This is a genomic window from Plantactinospora sp. CA-294935, from assembly GCF_050936445.1.
GTDB lineage: Bacteria > Actinomycetota > Actinomycetes > Mycobacteriales > Micromonosporaceae > Plantactinospora.
Genome location: NZ_JBNJMU010000001.1, coordinates 822,977 through 839,675 on the forward strand (window position 1 = coordinate 822,977; position 16,699 = coordinate 839,675).

Annotated in this window: 11 protein-coding genes and 1 pseudogene; 2 read left to right on the plus strand and 10 right to left on the minus strand. The window is 74.1% G+C overall.

All coding sequences use genetic code 11. From position 1 onward, the window contains the following. Positions 1–354 precede the first annotated feature (354 nt). Positions 355–588 (plus strand): annotated as a pseudogene (locus ACQEVC_RS03705) (hypothetical protein); the annotation flags it as partial. 281 nt (positions 589–869) lie between these two features. Here ACQEVC_RS03705 and nudC read toward each other — a convergent pair. The 10 genes from nudC to ACQEVC_RS03755 all read right to left on the minus strand — a co-directional run bounded on the left by nudC (position 870) and on the right by ACQEVC_RS03755 (position 16,081). After that, a complete protein-coding gene (nudC, locus tag ACQEVC_RS03710; protein ID WP_432873351.1) occupies positions 870–1,841 on the minus strand; it encodes an NAD(+) diphosphatase in 972 nt (323 codons plus the stop codon). Continuing rightward, positions 1,838–3,163 (minus strand): M16 family metallopeptidase, encoded by a 1,326-nt coding sequence (locus ACQEVC_RS03715; protein WP_432873353.1) that lies wholly within the window; start codon positions 3,161–3,163, stop codon positions 1,838–1,840. The genes nudC and ACQEVC_RS03715 overlap by 4 nt, the downstream gene beginning before the upstream one ends. Further along, a complete protein-coding gene (locus tag ACQEVC_RS03720; protein WP_432873354.1) occupies positions 3,160–4,473 on the minus strand; it encodes a M16 family metallopeptidase in 1,314 nt (437 codons plus the stop codon). Before ACQEVC_RS03720 ends, ACQEVC_RS03715 begins: the two co-directional genes overlap by 4 nt. Before the next feature lie 61 nt (positions 4,474–4,534). Next, positions 4,535–5,482 (minus strand): hypothetical protein, encoded by a 948-nt coding sequence (locus tag ACQEVC_RS03725; RefSeq protein ID WP_432873356.1) that lies wholly within the window; start codon positions 5,480–5,482, stop codon positions 4,535–4,537. Positions 5,483–5,698: 216 nt separating this feature from the next. Further along, positions 5,699–5,911, minus strand: coding sequence for a hypothetical protein (locus ACQEVC_RS03730; RefSeq protein ID WP_318402781.1), 213 nt, complete (start codon positions 5,909–5,911; stop codon positions 5,699–5,701). Between the two features lie 269 nt (positions 5,912–6,180). Further along, positions 6,181–7,509 carry a DEAD/DEAH box helicase gene (locus ACQEVC_RS03735; RefSeq protein WP_432873358.1) on the minus strand — a complete coding sequence of 443 codons (1,329 nt, stop codon included), beginning with the start codon at positions 7,507–7,509 and terminating at the stop codon, positions 6,181–6,183. A gap of 221 nt (positions 7,510–7,730) precedes the next feature. Continuing rightward, positions 7,731–7,934, minus strand: coding sequence for a transcription antiterminator/RNA stability regulator CspE (cspE, locus tag ACQEVC_RS03740; protein WP_101369720.1), 204 nt, complete (start codon positions 7,932–7,934; stop codon positions 7,731–7,733). A gap of 261 nt (positions 7,935–8,195) precedes the next feature. Continuing rightward, positions 8,196–11,753 carry an ATP-dependent helicase gene (locus tag ACQEVC_RS03745; protein WP_432873361.1) on the minus strand — a complete coding sequence of 1,186 codons (3,558 nt, stop codon included), beginning with the start codon at positions 11,751–11,753 and terminating at the stop codon, positions 8,196–8,198. Beyond that, positions 11,750–15,406 carry an ATP-dependent helicase gene (locus ACQEVC_RS03750; RefSeq protein WP_432891004.1) on the minus strand — a complete coding sequence of 1,219 codons (3,657 nt, stop codon included), beginning with the start codon at positions 15,404–15,406 and terminating at the stop codon, positions 11,750–11,752. Before ACQEVC_RS03750 ends, ACQEVC_RS03745 begins: the two co-directional genes overlap by 4 nt. A gap of 234 nt (positions 15,407–15,640) precedes the next feature. Then, positions 15,641–16,081 (minus strand): MarR family winged helix-turn-helix transcriptional regulator, encoded by a 441-nt coding sequence (locus ACQEVC_RS03755; protein WP_432873365.1) that lies wholly within the window; start codon positions 16,079–16,081, stop codon positions 15,641–15,643. Between the two features lie 74 nt (positions 16,082–16,155). On the opposite strand from ACQEVC_RS03755, the gene ACQEVC_RS03760 reads away from it, so the two are divergent. After that, complete coding sequence (locus ACQEVC_RS03760; protein WP_432873367.1) at positions 16,156–16,533, plus strand: nuclear transport factor 2 family protein; 378 nt, start codon at positions 16,156–16,158, stop codon at positions 16,531–16,533. The last annotated feature ends 166 nt before the right edge of the window (positions 16,534–16,699 follow it).

Consider the following 16,699-nt stretch of genomic DNA (forward strand, 5'->3'; position numbering starts at 1 on the left):
CAGCTCGGTCGGGCGCCGGCCCGATCCGCCGGTACCGTACACAGACGAGTCCGAAGCCGCCGGCTCCCGCCCGGGAGCCGGCGGCTTCGCCGTACCCCGCAACGGCGCCGACCCGGGCTCGCGTCGCAGCGGCGGGCCGCTCCGGTCAGCTAGGCGCTGACCTCGGATCTCACCGGGCGAGGCGTTGACCCTGCGTCACCTGATCGGACGAGCAACTACTCCAATCGGCGCGTTTCACTTGCCCACCGGCCAAGAATGGGTGAACATAGCCGAAGGGGGACGTGGAAGTTCCACGCAATGGCTTCGTTGGGTAATCGCAGGATCATCGTCCGTCACCGGCCTTCGGAGACACCCATGCGGTTTCTAATCGTTCGCACGGACATCCGTGCCGCCGCTGACGACGAGCTGGCCGCTGCCTGGGCGCAGGGGGAGCGCCTCCGCGACGAACAGACCTCTCCGGAACAGCGCCGTCAGATCGTCCGCGCCGAGGACCGGGACGCTGCCCTGGTGCTCGCCCGGGCGCTGTCCAGTGTGGGCGCGGTCCGGTCCGGACGGCAACGGGTCAAGGTGGTGCCGGTGGGCGAGCCCGACCGGCGGCAGCGCAACAGCCCGTTCCGGGACCAGGCCGGTGACCGGGTCCTGCCGGGCGACCCCCACGGGCCGGCCCAGTCCGACCCGCCGACCGGCGGGGACCCGCAACCCAGAAATCTCGGCCCGCAGTCGAGGTTCGGTTAGTCGACCGTCGTCGTCCGGGTGGCGTCCCCCGCCACGTACCATGCCTGACCCGGCAGCGACGGCCTATGATCTTGGCCCGTGATCGTCGCGGCAACGACGGTCGCGGGCCAAGATTTGGGCCCGGCGCGGCCCGACTACCGGGCATCCTCCAGCCAACTGCGGATCAGGAACAGCGCGATCGACGACGGCGGCGGCAGCGCCAACCGGAGCCCGTCACCGACCTCGACCGCCTCCCCGGCCAGCACCGCGGCGATGTCCCGCCGGCTGAACCAGCCCGCGTGCGCGATCTCCGCCGGGTCCAGCCGGATCGGCCGCTCCGGGTCGGCGAGGGCGAAGAAGCCCAGCATCAGCGAGCCCGGGAACGGCCAGGACTGGCTGGCGACGTACCCGATGTGGTGCGGGACCAGGCCGACCTCCTCGGTGACCTCCCGGACCACCGCATCCTCGGCCGACTCGCCCGGCTCCACGTAGCCGGCGAGGCAGGAGTACCGGCGCAGGCCCCGCTCGGACCGCCAGGCCGCGTTGTTGCCGAGCAGGCACCGGCCGCCGGGACCGGGGACCCCGTCGTGCACCAGCACGATCATCGCCGGATCGGTACGCGGCCAGAGCTGGTTGCCCGCCTCGTCCCGCCGGGACCAGCCCGCGTCCCCGACCGCAGTGGACAGGCCGGTCAGCGACGAGTACAGGTGCCGGGCGTGCCAGTTCGCCAGCGCCACGGCGGTGGTGAAGAGGCCGGCGTCCCGGTCGCTGAGCAGGTGGCCGACCTCGCGCAGGTTCGCCGGCCGGGTACCGGCCAGTTCCGGCAGCGGCGCGTCGACCGCGAAGACCGGTACCCCGTCCGGCTCGACGCCGAGGAAGAGCCGGGCGCCCGGGGCGCTGTCCCGGGCCGCGTCCGGGCCGAGCAGGATCAGCTCCGGCTTGTCACCGACCGAGCCGACCAGGGTCCGGCCGCCGTTCGCCACGTCCACCAGCAGCACCCGGGCCCGCTGCCAGGCGTCGGCCAGCCACTGCGGGTCGGTACGCCGGTGCGCGGCGCGGTCGAGCGTGGACCTGGCCAGCGGTGGATGACCGGCCGGCAGGTCCGTCGGCGGTAGGCCGGAGGTCACGATCCCGCGGCCTCGGTCCGGACCGGTCCCAGCACGCCGAGCGGCGCCTCCACCTGGCCGGCGTCGCCGAGCACCACCATGACCGCCCGGGCCGGAGCCAGATATTTCGCCGCCGCGGTGGCCACGTCGTCCCGGGTCGCCTTCGCCAGCCGGGCCGCGTGCTCGGCCAGGAACTCCAGCCGCAGCCCGGAACCGGCGTACGCGCTGGCCACCGCCGCCAGACCGGCCTGGGTCGAGATGCCGAGCTGGAGGGTGCCGAGGGCGTACTGGCGGGCCTGCTCCAGCTCGTCCTCCTTGGGCGGCAGCGAGGCCAGCCGGCCCAGCTCGTAGATCGTCTCCAGCAGGGCCGGCCCGGTCACCTCGGTGGCGACCTCGGCCGAGACCACCAGCGCCGACCCGGCGACCGAGTGCTCGATCGTCGAGTGCGGCCCGTACGTGTAGCCCTTGTCCTCGCGGATGTTCTCCACCCAGCGGGACGAGAAGTAGCCGCCGAAGACCAGGTTGGCCAGTTGCAGCGACGCGTGGTCGGGATGGGTGCGCGGCACCGCCGGCAGCGCCAGCCGGACCGACGACTGCACCGAGCCGGGCCGGTCCATCAGCAGCAGCGGCCCCGGCTCCGGCGGCGGGGTCGGCGGCAGCTCACCCGGGGCACCGTCTCCGGTCCAGCCGCCGAGCGCCCGCTCCACCGCGTCCAGCGCCCTCGCCGGCTGCACGTCGCCGACCAGCAGCAGGATCGCCCCGGTCGGCCGTACCCGGGCGGCGTGCAGGCGGCGCAACGCCGCCGGCCGGACCGCCTCGACCTGCTCCGGCTCCGGAGTCTGCACCGCGTACGGGTGCTTGCCGTACATCCGCTTCAGCAGCGCCTTGCGGACCAGGTGGGTCGGCTGGCTCTGCGCCATCCGGATCCCGTCGATCAGCCGGGCCCGCTCGGTGGCGACCTCGTCGTTCGGATAGCTGGCCCCGGTCAGCACCTCGGCGAGCAGCTCCAGAGTCCGGTTCAGTCCGGTGGAGAGGCCGGTGCCGGAGATCATCAGCCGGTCGGCGTCGGCCCCGGCGGAGAGCCCGCCGCCCACCTTCTGCAACTCGGCGGCGAGCTGCACCGAGGTCATCGTCCCGGTGCCGGAGAGCAGCGTCTGGGACATCATCAGGCCCCGGGCCAGGTGGGCCCGGCCGAACGGCACCCAGAGCCGCAGCTCCACCAGCGGCACCGCCGGCCGGCGCAGCACGATCACGGTCAGCCCGTTGGGCAGGGTGTGCTCGACCGCGCGGGGCAGCTTGAGCTTGCGGTTCGGCCCGAGCGGGGGCAGCGTACGGACGGTCACCTGACACCTCCACCGGGGACGACCTCGACGGCGGCCCGGCGCTGCGGTCGCAGGGTGGCGGCCGCTGCCCGCACCTGCTCCTCGGTGACCTCGCCGACCAGCCGGGGCAACTCGCCCAGCAGCCCCGGATCACCCCGCTGCTGCTCCAGTACCGCCATCTGGAGCGTCCGGCCGAGCACCGCGTCGGTCTCCCGGAGCAGGTGGGTCGCCATCCGGGCCTGGGTCCGGGCCAGCTCGTCGGTGGCCAGCCCGTCGGTGGCGACCCGGTCGAGTTCCTCGTCGATGGTCTGCAGCACCTTCTCCACCGCGCCGCCCGGCGGCAGGTGGGCCTGCAGCACCAGCGCGGTCGGGTCCCGTACGTCGAACGGGTCGCCCATCAGCCCGAGGTAGCCGCCGACGCTGGTCACCGTGCGGTCCCGCAGCACCAGCCGCTCCACCAGCCGGGACGCGTCGCCGTCGGTGAGCACCTCGGCCAGCACCACGTACGGCAGGTAGCCGGCGAAGTCGCCGATCGGGTCCGGTACCCGCCAGGCCGCCGCCACCGCCGGCAGCGGCGCCAGCTTGTCGGTGTACGCCTGGCGCCGCTCCCCGGTCAGGTCCGGCTCGGCGAAGTCCGGTCGGGCCGGGGCGGGCCGGGCCGGCACGTCACCGAAGTGCCGCTCGATCAGCGCCGTCGCCTCCGCCACGTCCAGGTCCCCGCCGACCGCGAGTACCGCATTGCCGCAGGCGTAGTACCGGTCGAAGAAGTCCGTCGCGTCGGCGATGTTCGCGCTCTCCAGGTCGTCGAAGGAGCCGTAGCCGTCGTGCGCGTTGGCGAACGTGTCGAACATGACCGGCGGCAGTCGCAACCACGGAAAGCCGCCGTACGGCCGGTTCAGCACGTTGACCCGGATCTCCTCCTTCACCACGTCGACCTGGTTGCGGAGGTTCTCCTCGGTCAGCCGCGGCCCGCGCATCCGGTCCGCCTCCAGGAAGAGGGCCCGCTCCAGCGCGTTGCTCGGCAACGTCTCCCAGTAGTCCGTGTAGTCGAGGTGGGTGGAGCCGTTGAAGGTCCCACCGGCACCCTGGACGTGCCGGAAGTGCGCAAGCTTCTCCAGGTTTTCCGAGCCCTGGAACATCAGGTGCTCGAAGAGGTGCGCGAAACCCGTCCGGCCCTCCGGTTCCGACCGGATGCCCACGTCGTAGATGACCGCCACACCGACCACCGGGGCGCTGCGATCCGGGGCCAGCACCACCCGCAGGCCGTTGTCGAGGGTGAACCGCTCGACCGAATGCTTCGTCGCTGGAATTCTCGATCTTCCCGCCGCCACGAACCGACCCTAGCGCGTCCGGTCACCACCGGTGGCGGGGCTCGGCGTACCCGCACCCGGCTCAGGCGGGGCGGACCGAGGCGAGAGCGTGCTCGACCACCCAGTCGAACTCCCGATGGGTACCGGGTATCGAGATGTACAGGACCGCGGCGGTGGACCGGCCGACGTCGATGCAGGCCACGGCGGCCAACTCGTCGGTGGCCCGCAACTGCGGCCGCTTGAAGTGCAGCCGGAACACGGAGACCCAGGCCGGCCGCCCGCCCAGCGTGGTCCGGCCGTCCCGGATCGACTCCATCCGGTTCGGCTGCGGGTAGTACTCGGTCCGCACGTCGGTCGCCACCTGCCGACCGACGCACTCCAGGTCGAACGTCAGGGCGTCGTTCTCGGCCGCCGGGACGGCCGCCGACAGGATCGAGGCGTGGTAGTCGCTGAACCCGTCGTACTCCCGCTCGGTGACGAAGTGCTGCCCGACCTTGTACGGCACCTCCAGCGTCCCGGCACTCCACACCGTCAGCCACGGCTGCCAGGGTGCGCCGTAGCTGGCGTATGAGATCCCCGCCTCCGGGTCGACGGTCCGCTCCCCGCTCAACGGCTGCCCCGGCCCGGCCGGCGGGACGACCGGATCCGGCTCCGGCTCGGTCGGCCCCGGCGACCCGGGTACCCCCGGCGACGGTGTACCCGGGGCGGCCTGGCCCGACGAGCCGGGCAGCGGGCACTTCCTGGCCAGCGGGGGCCGCACGTCCGTCGGCGCTTCCGGCCGGCTCCACAGCGGGTCGACTCCGCCGGACATGGTCAGCCCCAGCACCACCACCAGGCCGATCACCAGTACGCCGCCGGCCGCCCCGGCGAACCACCACAGCCGACGGTCCCGACCACCCGTACCACGGGGTGGTTCGGGCGGTTCCGGTGCCGGTGCGGGCAGGCCGATCCGGGTGACCGCACCCGCCGCCCAGGCGGCTCCGGGCCGGGCCTCGGTACCGTCGGTCGCACGCGGGGAGTTAACCGGCATACCACTAGTGAACACCACCGGCAGCCCGGTCAGCCGACCCGGCGGGAGGGCGGGCACGGGGGTTCGGGCTGTGCCGGGTTCACCTGACCAGGGGGTTTGGGAGGCCGGATCACCCGCTCTGGGCGGTCAGGCTTGATCCCGACACCGGCGATCCGGCCCCCACCCCGATCTGCTCGGCGCCCGTGCCCAACCTTCAGGTCAGCGATCCTGACCAGCTCAGCCGTCCCCGGCGACAGTCATCCCGATCTCGTCCCCGGACGACGTCCCCACCGTCGAGTGCATCTCGACCACCTCGACCTCGGGCGCCCCGGCGGCAAAGCCGTACCACGGGGTGAACGCGACGAGCGTGGCGAGGAGCAGACCGCTGACCGCGAGCGCGAGCACCACCAGGATCTCCCGCGTCGAGCCCTGACCGACACGCACGGTCATCGCAACCTCCCCCATCGCGACCCGCCCCCGTGGTCGCTGGTTCCCCAGGACAGGATGGCCCGTCGATGGTTACTCCGCAGTCGCCCATCGGACCCGATCAGGTGTATTCGCGGGCATAGTTGCCCTGACCGATCGGCGCACCGACCGCGCTACCCGCTCGGGACACGCCGACGAGGGTCAACGCGGCCTCACGCGGCGTCACGACACCGGGACTTCCACGGCCATCCGGGAGGGGCGAACGGCCGAGGCGGGACCGAGGCGTGGGCCGATCAGGCGGCCCGGCGAAGCCGGCGCGAGCGCGACGCCCGGCGAGGCCCACCGTTCGCGGAGCGGGGCTTCGGCACCGTCGCCGAGGCCGTCGTCGCGGCTGTCGACCGGGCCGACGTCACCGGTGCCGGCCGGGCCGTCGACGCCGAGAGCGGAATCCCGGACGGGACCCGCGCCCCGGTGAGCTGCACCAGTGCCTGGTCGCCGGGGCGGACCACCAGGGTTTCGGGCCTGATCCCGGCGTCGTTGAGGAGTCGCGCCACCTCGCGGCGCTGTTCGGGTAGCACCAGGGTCACCACCCGGCCGGACTCGCCCGCCCGGGCCGTCCGGCCGCCCCGGTGCAGGTAGTCCTTCGAGTCGGTGGGCGGGTCGACGTTCACCACCAGGTCGAGCCCGTCGACGTGGATACCCCGGGCCGCCACGTCGGTTGCCACCAGTGCGTTCACCTGACCGGACTTGAACTGCTCCAGGGTACGGGTCCGCTGCGGCTGCGACTTGCCGCCGTGCAGCGCTGCCGCCCGTACGCCCCTGGTCAGCAACTGCCGGGCCAGCCGGTCGGCGCGGTGCTTGGTGCCGACGAACATGATGACCCGACCGTCCCGGGCCGCGATCTGCGCCGCCGCCGTCGTCTTGTCCTCGGCGTCCACCTGGAGGACGTGATGGGTCATCGCGGTGACGGTGGCGGTCGTCGGGTCGACGGAGTGCGACACCGGGTCGGTGAGGAACCGGCGGACCAGCCGGTCGACGCCCCGGTCCAGGGTGGCCGAGAAGAGCATCCGCTGCCCGCCCGGCGCCACCTGGCGCAGCAGGTCGGTGACCTGCGGGAGGAAGCCCATGTCGGCCATCTGGTCGGCCTCGTCGAGCACCGTGACGGCGACCTCGTCCAGCCGGCAGTCGCCCCGGTCGACCAGGTCGGCGAGCCGTCCGGGAGTGGCGATCACCACCTCCGCGCCGGTTCGCAGCGCCGCCGCCTGCCGGGTCAGCGAGAGTCCGCCGACCACCGTGGCGCAGCGCAGCCCGAGCGTGCGGGCGTACGGGGCGAGGGCGGTGGTCACCTGCTGCGCCAGTTCGCGGGTCGGGACCAGGACCAGCCCGAGGGGGCGGCCCGGCCGGGCCCGACGCCCGGCGGTACGGGACAGCAGGGGCAGGCCGAACGCGAGCGTCTTGCCGGAGCCGGTACGGCCCCGGCCGAGTACGTCCCGACCGGCCAGCGAGTCGGGCAGCGTGGCCGCCTGGATCGGGAACGGCGTGAGGATGCCGTTCTCGGTCAGCGCGGCGTGCAGTCCAGCGGCCAGCGGCGCGTCGGCGAAAGAGTGGATGGTGCGGGTCATTACGGACCTTCCTCGATGCGGTACGTGTCGAGGAAGGTCACCGGCGCCCGCCACCGGCGGCTCAGCCACCGGCGGCGGTGCGCCCGGCGACCGCAGCCACGGACCGGGAGATACGCGGGAGCCAGCCCGTGCCGTCGGGCGCGGGCTGGCCGCGTCACCACGCCGGTCTGGGCGCGGTGGTCGAACTTCGTCTCTGGGCTGACGCCGCAGAGGGCGCTGGGTCAGATCGGGCGGATGTTCTCCGCCTGCGGGCCCTTCTGGCCCTGGGTGACCTCGAACTCCACCCGCTGGTTCTCGTCCAGGCTCCGGTAGCCGGAGCTCTGGATCGCAGAGAAGTGGGCGAAGACGTCGGCGCCGCCGCCGTCCGGGGTGATGAAGCCGAAGCCCTTGTCGGCGTTGAACCACTTCACGGTGCCAATTGCCATGTGTTTCGTCTCCTGACGGAACGTTCGGTCCGCACCTGTTGCGGACCGAATAGTTGCCCACCGTGGCCGGTGGGCCGCTGTCGCTCTGGTCGCCCCGCCCGGAGAACTCCGGACATAACAAAGAGCGCCTACGGTCACAATCCCGCAGGCGCACACAGAGTCTCTGGGAACCAAAACTGCAACGCCGCAACGTTAGCACACCACCGGCCCGGTCGGGCAGGATTCCGGCAGATCAATCGGATGACCCTGTCCTGAGCAGGCTCAACCGCCCACCGCCGCCTCGGGCACCCGCGCCAGCAGCGCGGCCAGGCCGTCGGCGTCGAGCAGGTCCGCCGGGCGTACGGTCACGTTGTCCCGTACGTAGTGGAAGGCCGCCCGGACCCGGTCCACCGGCACACCCGCCAGTTCCGCCCAGGCCAGCCGGTACGCCGCCAACTGCACCGCGGCGGCGTCCGCCTCGACCCCGGTCGGCTGCCGGCCGGTCTTCCAGTCGACCACGTCGTACCGGCCGCCGGGGAGGGTGAAGACGGCGTCCATCCGGCCCCGCACCAGCAGCCCGCCGATGGAGGTGGCGAACGGCACCTCCACCTCGACCGGAGTGCGCTCGGCCCACTCGCTGGCCAGGAACCGCTCCTGCAACTCGGTCAGCGCCTCGTCCGGCGCGGCGTCCGAGTCGGCCGCCCCGGGCAGTTCGTCGACGTCGAGCAGCCGGCTGATCCCGTACCGCTGCTCCAGCCAGGCGTGGAACGCGGTGCCCCGCCGGGCGTACGGCTCGGGGCGCCGGGGCATCGGTCGGCGCAACGCGCGGGCCAGCGCCGCCGGGTCCCGGCGCAGCGTCACGAGTTGCGAGACCGACAGGTGGCCGGGAAGCGCCACCTCGACCGGTCCGGAGCGGTGGGCGAGCATATCCCGCTCGGCGAGCAGCAGTTCGGCCTCGCGCCGCCAGGCCGCCGCGGCGACCGCCGCCTCCGGATCGACCGGCGGCAACTCCTCGCCACCGGCATCGTCTCCCGTAGCGAGGTCGCCGTCGCCGGCCCGGGCTCCCGGGGCGAGGGCGCCGTCGCCAGCCCGGGCTCCCGGGGCGAGGGCGCCGTCGCCGGCCCGGTCTCCCCGGGGGAGGTCACCGTCGCCGGGGGCGGCGATCTCCTGCGACGGCTCCGCTTCGGATGGTTGTTCGGACATCAGACGGCGGACCAGGGCGGCGGCCTCGGCGAGTACCGGGCGTCGGGCGCCCAGCGGGTCGGCCGGCCACTCGGCCCGGAGCACCACCTCGGTGGTCGGGTTGGTGGCGTCGGCCGCCGGCTCGGCTGCCCAGGCGTCGACCACGAAGCCGCTCTCGCCGGCCTCGGGCGTGGTCAGGCACCACTCGTACACCTCGGAGAGGAACGTCGACGGGCCGCGTGGTCGCTTCGTCCCCTCGCCCCACCAGTAGCCGGAGCAGAGCAGCAGCCGGCGCGGCCGGGTGACCGCGACGTACGCCAGCCGGCGTTCCTCCCGCTCGTCGTGCGCCCGCCAGTCGTCGGTGAAGGTGGCCAGTGCCCGGGCTACCGCCTTCTGGTCGTCGGCGTCGTCCAGGGCCAGCTCGGGAAGCCCGTCCGCGTCGCCGCGCAGCGGGAACGGCAGCACCCCGAGGCCGAGCAGATAGTGGTCCGAGCCCCGGGCGGTACCCGGCCAGACACCCTTGCTCAGCCCGGCGACCGAGACCACGTCCCACTCCAGGCCCTTGGCGGCGTGTGCGGTGAGAATCTGCACCGCGCCCTCCACCACCTCGACCTCGCCCGGGGAGAGTCCCCGCTCCTCGTCCTCGGCGGCCGCGAGGAAGGCCAGGAAGGCGTGCAGCGGCGCACCGGCCGAGTCACCGGCGAACCGGGCCGCCACGTCGCCGAGCGCGTCCAGATGCCCCCGGGCCAGGCCGGCGTCGCCGTCCCGGCCGTCGCTGCCGGCGCGTACCGCCACCTCGACGTCGAGGCCGATGGTCCGCTCGACGTCGGCGAGCAGGTCCGGCAACGGCTGGTCCAGGCGGTGCCGGAGCAGGCCGAGTTCCCTGGCGTACGCCCGCAGCCGGGCATAGCCCTCCGCCGAGTACGCCTGCGCCGGACCGAGGTCGGCCAGCGCCTCGACCAGGGTCGCCTCGTCCAGCCGGTCGGTGACGATCTCCGGCTCGGAGTCGTCGTCGGACCGGGGTAGTTCCCGGCGAGCGCGGGCGATCGCGGTGGCCCGGCGGTGCAGGGCGACCAGGTCACGCGGGCCGATCCGCCAGCGTGCCCCGGTCAGCAGCCGGAGCAGTGCGGCACCGTCGGTCGGGTCGGAGAGCACCCGCAGGGTGCAGACCACGTCCCGCACCTCGGGGGTGTCCAGCAGTCCGCCGAGGCCGACCACCTCGACCGGCAGTCCCCGGTCCCGCAGCGCCGCCTCGATCGCCGGGATCTGGCTGCGCAGCCGGACCAGTACCGCCGTCGTCGGCCGGGCCACCACCGGAATCTGCTCCGGCAGCGCGTCCGGCATCCGGGCCGCGCCCCGCCAGGCGGCGAGGATGCTGTCGGCGATCCAGTCGGCCTCGTCGGCGTACGTGTCGAGCAGCGCGCAGTGCACCGTGCCGCCGACGTACCCCCGGCCGGTGCGGCCCGGAATCTCCTCGTCCACCCGGAACGCGGCGGCCAGCTCGGCGACCTGGGCTCCGGCGGCCCGCAGCGGCGCGGCGAGCCCGTTGGCGACGTCCAGGATCTGCGGCCGGTTGCGCCAGCTCGTGGTCAGGGTGCGCACCTGGGCCGGGGTGCCGTCCGGCTGGGCGAACTCGGTCGGGAACCGGTCCAGGGTGCCGGCGCTGGCGCCCCGCCAGCCGTAGATCGACTGGCACGGGTCGCCGACGGCGGTGACCGGGTGACCGCCGCCGTAGAGCGAGCGGAGCAGCACCACCTGGGCGTGACTGGTGTCCTGGTATTCGTCGAGCAGCACCACCCGGTAGCGCCCGCGCTCGATCGCGCCGACCTCCGGATGGTCCCGGGCCACCCGCGCCGCCCGGGCGAGCTGGTCGCCGAAGTCCATCGCCTCGAAGTCGTCCTTGCGCTGGGCGTACGCCCGGACCAGCGGCAGCAGCCGCAGCCGGAGCTGCTGGACGTGCAGCGCCTTGCGTACGTCGGCGTAGACCCGGCCGGGTCGGGACTGCACCTCGGCGAAGAACCGGCCGGTCCAGGCGGCCAGGTCGTCCGGGGTGACCAGATGTTCGGCCAGGTCGGCGGCGAGCGCCAGCACGGCGTCGGTGACGGTGCTCGGCTGCCGCTCCACCTCGGACATGTCCCCGTCGTGGTTGCGCACCAGCGAGTCGACGATCTGCCAGCGGGACGCCTCGGTGAGCAGCCGGGTGGACGGCTCGTACCCGCCGCGCAGGCCGTGCTCGGTGACGATCCGGGCCGCGTACGAGTGGTACGTCGCCACGGTCGGCTCGCCGCCGAACGGGTCGTCGTCGCTGTTGCGGCTGTTGCGGCCGAGCCGGCGCACGAGTTGGCCGAGCCTCGTCCGGATCCGGGTGCCGAGTTCCCCGGCCGCCTTCCGGGTGAAGGTGAGGCCGAGCACGTGCCCGGGTTCGACGTACCCGTTGGCGACCAGCCAGACCACCCGGGCGGCCATCGTCTCGGTCTTGCCGGAGCCGGCCCCGGCGACCACCAGCAGCGGTTCGACCGGCGCCGAGATGATCGCGGCCTGCTCCAGGGTGGGTGCCGGCAGCCGGAGCAGCTTGGCCAGCTCGACCGGGGTGTAGCGCGGTCCGGCGTCGGCGACCCGCTGGGTCGGAGTCGAGGCGAACAGGGACGGCTGGGTCACCGGCGCTCCCCGCCGCCACGCTGTCCGGGCGGTTTCGGCGGGGCGCCTGCCTGCGGGCCGGCTCCGCGCCCGCCCGGCGGTGTGCCGGTGTCCGGGCGGCGCCGGGTGGGCGGCTCGACGACCTGCCGGCCCTGCCCGGAGATCGGGCAACTGCTGCGGACCGGGCAGACCCGGCACTTCGAGTTGGCGACGGCGGAGAAGGTGGCCGCGGCCATCGTGTCGGCGGTACGCCGGACCATCGCCCGGGCCCAGCTACCCGCTTCCTCGGCGGCGCCGGCCGGCGGCTGGACCTGCTCCTTGGCGTCCTGGGTCGGCGTACCGAGCTGCACCAGCGCGGCTCCACCGGACTCCGACCCGGCACCGAGGTCGGTGAAGGCGCCCGCCTCCACCGCCGCCTGGTACGCGCCGAGCTGCGGATGCTCGGCCAGCTCCGACGCGGTCACCGCCGTCGACTTGCCGGTCTTGAGGTCGATCACCACGAGCCGGCCGTCGGCGTCCACCTCCAACCGGTCCACCCGGCCGGTCAGCTCGATCGGCCGCGACGGGTCGTCGAGGCGTACCGCGAACTCGTGCTCGATCGCGAGCAGCCGGCGCGGGTTGCCGGCCAGCCAGCGCAGCAGCTTGTCCACCATCACCTCGGCGCGGGCCCGTTCGGTGCCGGCCATCCAGCGGGCGGCGAGTTCGATCACGTCGAACCGGGCGGCGACGTACTCCAGCAGTTTGCCCCGGTCGGCGCTGGCGTCCTCGGCGAGCATCGCGGCGGCGTGCACCAGGTTGCCCACTCCCTGGGCGGAGCTGGCCGGTGCCTTGCCGCCGTGCCGTTCCAGCAGCCAGCGCAGGCTGCACCGCAGCGCGCTCTCCATCCCGGACGGGGTGACCCGGACCGGTTCCCCCTCGTCGACCAGCGGCCGGTCGTCGGAGAGCGGTCGCAGCCCCCACCAGTCGTCGGGATGCGCCCCCGGCACACCGGCGACGGCCAGCCGGGCCAACTCCTCCGCCGCCGCGCGCCGCCGGGCCGGCGACGCCTCCGGGTCGGTGACGGCGGTACGCAACTCGGCGACCAGCGCCGACAGCGTCAACGCCCGGGGCGGCCGGCCGACGGGCAGCGCCGGTACGTCGTCGGCCACCCCGTCCACCTCCTCCACGGCGGTGCCGTTACCACCTAGCGTGGCTTCGCCAGCGGCAACGGGGCCACCCTGACCGTCCGGCCCCGCCGGACCCCCGCGACCGTCCGGCCCCGCCGGGTCCTTCGGTCCTTGCCCGCCGTCCGGTCCGCCACTGCCGTCCGGTCCGCCACTGCCGTCCGGTCCATGTCCGCCGCCCGGTCCGCCACTGCCGCCCGGTCCGTTCCTGCCGGTCGGGCTGTCGCCGTCGTCCGGGCGCTCGACCGTCGGGCCGAGTTCGTAGAGGAAGCGGCTCGGCTGCTCCTCGTGGTCGGCGACCCCGACCGCCGCCGAGGCGACCGCGCTGACCAGCAGCTTCCGCCGGGCCCGGGTGGTGGCGACGTAGAAGAGCCGCCGTTCCTCGTCCAGCATTGCCGAACTCTGCCCGACCAGCGTGGCCGCGACCCCGGCCCCCTCGCCCCGGCCGGCGAGCAGGTCGACCAGCCGTTCCGAGCCGAGCAGGCTGCCGCGCAGCCGCAGGTCCGGCCAGATCCCCTCCTGTACGCCGGCCACCGCGACCAGGTCCCACTCCAGCCCCTTGGCCGCGTGCGCGGTGAGCAGGCGTACCGCCTCGCCCCGGTCGGCGCTCGGCGCGAGCGTGTCGGCCGGCATCTGCTGCCCGAGCACGTGGTCGAGGAAGACCTCGGTACGCGCCCCCGGCAGCCGGTCGACGAACCGGGCCGCCGCGTCGAAGAGTACGACGATCGCGTCCAGATCCCGGTCGGCCGCCGCGGCCCGCCAGCGCAGCCCGCTGTCCTGCGCCCCGGCGGCCGTACGGCCCCGGGCCAGCGCGCCGGACCAGCGCTCGGCGAGCCCGCTGGCCCGCCACACCGCCCAGAGCACGTCCTCGGCGGTCGCCCCGGGCACGGCGGCAGCCTCCCGGGCGGTGGCCAGCAGGTTGGCGACCGCCTGGGCCGGGGCCGCCCACCGGCGTTCGATGGTGAGCAGGTCGCGCGGATCCCCCAGCGCCTCCACCAGTAGGTCGCCGGAGGGACGCCGGTCTCCGCCGGCCAGCGCCAGTGCGCGTAGCCCCTGCCGGAGCCGCCGCTCGGCCAGCGGGTCGGCGCCGCCCAGCGGCGAGTGCAGCAGCGTCACCGCCGCCTCCTCGTCCAGCCGCTCCGGTTCGAGCGCGCAGCGCAGCAGCAGCAGGAACGGGGCCACCGCCGGTTGCAGGTGCAGCGGCAGGTCCTCGGCGTGCACCACGGTCGGCACCCCGACGGTGTGCAGCGCGCGCTGCAACGGCGGAAGTTGCAGTGTGGTGGAGCGGAGCAGCACCGCCATCTTCGACCAGGGCACCCCGTCGAGCAGGTGCGCGGAGCGCAGCGCGTGCGCGAGGTAGGCCGCCTCGCTGGTGCCGGAGCGGAAGGTGCGGATCTCCACCGTCCCCGGCTCGGCGTCCGGCACCGGGTGCAGGTCACGGTGGGCCACCGGCCCGCGCAGCCGCCGCGCCAACCGCCGGGTCGCGTCCAGCAACCCCGGCCCGGCCCGGTACGAGGTGTGCAGCACCAGCGTCCGGGCCACCGCCCCGGAGACGGTACGGAACCGGTGCGGGAAGCTGTGCACGATCTCCGGGTCGGCGCCCCGGAAGGCGTACGTGGACGAGTCCGGGTCGGCGAAGGCCACCAGTGGCTTGCCCCCGCCGGCCACCAGGTGCAGCAGGTCCACCTGCGCCGGATCGGTGTCGGCCAGTTCGTCGACGTAGACGTGCGCGAGCCGGGCCCGTTCGGCGTCGAGCAGGTCGGGGTCGTCGGTGAGCAGGCCGGAGGCGGCCCGGACGAGTTCGGCGGGATCGTAGGCGACCGAGCCCCGGGTGGTGACGTCGCGCAGGGCGAGCACGGCGACGTACTGCCGGAGGAACCGGGCGGCGGCCGGCCAGTCGGCCCGGCCGAGCCTCTCGCCGAGCCGGGCCAGCTCGACCGGCCCGACGCCCCGCTCGGCGGCCCGCATCAGCAGGTCGCGGAGCTGTTCGGCGAAGGCCCGGGTACGCAGCGCCGGCCGCAACTCCGCCGGCCAGCCGACCGGGTCCTCGATCTCGTTCCCGCTCTCGGGCTCCTCGTCCTCGCCCCCGACCACCCCGAGCAGCTCCCGGATGATCAGATCCTGCTCCGGGCCGGTGAGCAGTCGCGGGGACGGCTCGCCACGTTCCGCCGCCGACCTGCGCAGCAGCCCGAACGCGTACGCCGGGAAGGTCCGGACCAGCGGCTCGTGCAGTACCCGGTTGGTGGCTTCGGCGACCCGGGCCTCGATCCGGTGTCGCAGTGCGGTGGCCGAGCGGCGGCTGAAGGCGAGCACCAGGACGCGCTCCGGGTCGACGCCCTCGGCGACCCGGCTGACCACCGCTTCGACCAGGGTGCTGGTCTTGCCGGTACCCGGTCCACCCAGGACCAGCAGCGGGCCGTCGGTGTGTCCGACCACCTCCCGCTGCACGGGGTCGTCGAGTCGCGCCGGCCCGGCCTCGGCCGGCCGACGGACCAGCCGGTACGCCTGCACGCCGCCCATCACACCACGCCGCCCTGACGAGCCCCCCTCAGGTACGCCCCGCGCCACGCCCTGGTCGCACTCCGGGTACGTCCGCCGATCCAGCATGGGGGCTATTCGACGAAGCGTTCAGGGACAGCAAGAATGGCGGTTCATCGCGCGGGCCGGGTTATCGGCTCGGCTGGCCGGCGACGGTGTGCCCGGAGCGGGCCGAGGTCGGCCGACCGGCCGGGCCGGCGGGCGCGGCTACCTGGCGTCGATGCGGTTCTGGGCCTCGACCAGCCGGCCCATCAGCGCGACGAGCGTACGGACCTCCTCGCGCGACCAGTCGGCGGTCAGGGTACGCAGCACCCCGTCCTGCCAGGCGTACGCGGCACGCAGCAGTTCCCGGCCCTCACCGGTGACGGAGATCGCCGTCGCCCCGCCGACGGCCGAGGGTCGCACTCGGGAGAGCAGCCCCAGCCGCTCGGCCCGGGACACCATCCGGCTGGCGCCGGACTGGTCGACGCCGAGTTCCCGGGCCACGTCATTGACAGACGCCACCACTCCCCGGCCGGTCAGCGCCGCCACCGCCTCCACCACCATCACGTCCCGCCCCCGCTCGGCATCGACGCCGAGGCCCGCACCGGTCCAGCGCCGGGACCAGTAGCGCACGAACGAGAAGAGCACCCGCCCACCGGAAGCCATCCGCCGTACCCCTCCCTTGGCAGTCGTATGACTTTCGCATACGGTTGCATGCAGAACGCATACGGAGGATGGTCATGTTAGAGGAAGCGGTCTCCCGGTGGCACGCCGCTGTCAACCAGCGGGACCTGTCAGCGGCTCGCGACGCGGTGACCGACCCGGTCGATGTCTCCGGGCCGTGCGGTACCGGCCCGATCCCGGCCGACGCGTTCGTCGAGTGGATCGTCGGCTCGGGGATCGCACTGCACCCGGTCTCCTGGCACCCGGTCCGCACCGACACGATCGTGGTCGAACAGGACGCCAGCTGGCCCGACCCCACGGCGGCGGACGCCGGCCGTACCGCGCCGACCAGGGTGGCAACGCTGTTCCGGGTACGCGACGGCGCAGTGACCCTGGCGCACCGCCATGACGACCTGCACGCGGCCCTGCGCGCAGCCGCCGACCTGGTCCCCTGAGCAGCCACGGACGCGCTCCTCGCCCGCCCGGTCGAGTGCGGGTCATGATTCTTGGCGAATTATGGTTCGCCGCTAACCACAACTCGCCAAGAATCTTGGGGTACCCGCGCCCGAACATGCCGAGTGCGGCGTGAAAGCGAAATGAAGTTCCCCGGCCGTAGCGTGC